Consider the following 1,335-nt stretch of genomic DNA (forward strand, 5'->3'; position numbering starts at 1 on the left):
GGCCACGGCGTGGCTCGCCTCGTTCATGGCGCTCTCCGCGGCGATCAACGCGGGCTTCGTCTACGAGGCAAGCTGGGGGCCGGCCAATACGCGCGAGGTCGCGGAGGGCCTGGCACGCGACGGCGTCTGCGGGCAGCAGGACGTGCCGACGGCGTACCGCTACCTCATCCTGAACGAGGACGGATACGTGCTGATGACAGACCTCGAGGGCACGCGGCTCGAGGACGCGACGGAGATGGCCCGTGCGGCACTCGCCGCGGATCCGGGCACAGTGGAGATCGAGGGCGGGGGCTCGGGCCTCACCTACGCCGCGTTCCCGCTCAAGGGCGGCGGGGCCTGCGCACTCGTCAGCGAGTACCTGCCGCAGTGGGTCTCGCGCGACCTCGCCGGCCTGCTTCCCAACCCGCAGAACCTCATGCTCGTCGGCGCCGCTGCGGGAAGCGCGCTCGCGCTCGCGCTCGTGGCGCGCCGCGCGAGCCGCGTGATCTCGCGCAAGATGGCGCCGCTCGCGGAGGCGGCGGGGCGCGTCGGCGCGGGGGAGCTCGACTTCGCGGTCGGCAGCACCAACGTGCGCGAGGTGAACGACGTCCTCGCCGCGATGGACGCCATGCGGGCCTCCCTCGCCGAGTCGCTCGAGGCCCGCTGGGCCGCGGAGCGGGGGCAGCGCGAGCAGGTGGCGTCGCTCGCCCACGACCTCAAGACGCCGCTCACCGTGCTGCGCGCCAACGCCGACTTCGTGGCGGAGGAGCTGGAAGACGAGAAAGACGCCGACCTCGCGGCCGCCGCGCGCGACATAGCCGGCAGTGTCGAAAGGCTCGACGGCTACGTGCGCCTGCTCATCGAGGCCTCGCGCGGGTCCGGCGGGGCGGAGAGGGCCCCCATGCGGCCGGCCGAGCTCTGCGAGCAAGTCCTCGCCGAGGCCGCCCAGATCGCCCGGGCGCGAGGCGTGACGCTCGACGCGGCCACGGGCCCTGCTGTCGCGGGCGCGCCCGAGGCCCCGCTCGACCGAACCGCCCTGGCGCGAGCCGCCGCGAACCTCGTGGCCAACGCCGCCGAGCACGCGCGCTCGCGCGTGGCGGTCTCCTGCGACGTCGAGGGCGGACACCTCGTCATCGAGGTGTCCGACGACGGACCGGGCTTCTCTCCCGCCGCCCTCGAACGCGGCTGCGAGCGCCTCTTCACAGACGACTCCTCCCGCTCCTCGCGCGACGGAGGCCGCCACTACGGGCTCGGCCTCCACGCCGCCGCCGAGGCCGCGAGCGCCCACGGGGGCTCCGTCTCGCTCGCCAACAGCCCCTCGGGCGGCGCGGTGGCCACCATCGCGGTCCCCCTGTG

1 protein-coding gene is annotated in these 1,335 nt (G+C 74.9%); it reads left to right on the forward strand.

Annotated features, from left to right (window positions below; translation table 11 throughout):
• Positions 1-1,335 (forward strand): sensor histidine kinase (locus ACEXKH_RS09560; protein WP_373573933.1); only part of this gene is annotated, 1,335 nt, incomplete at both ends.

The sequence above is a fragment of the Collinsella aerofaciens ATCC 25986 genome, assembly GCF_964259375.1.
Taxonomy (GTDB): domain Bacteria; phylum Actinomycetota; class Coriobacteriia; order Coriobacteriales; family Coriobacteriaceae; genus Collinsella; species Collinsella aerofaciens_BO.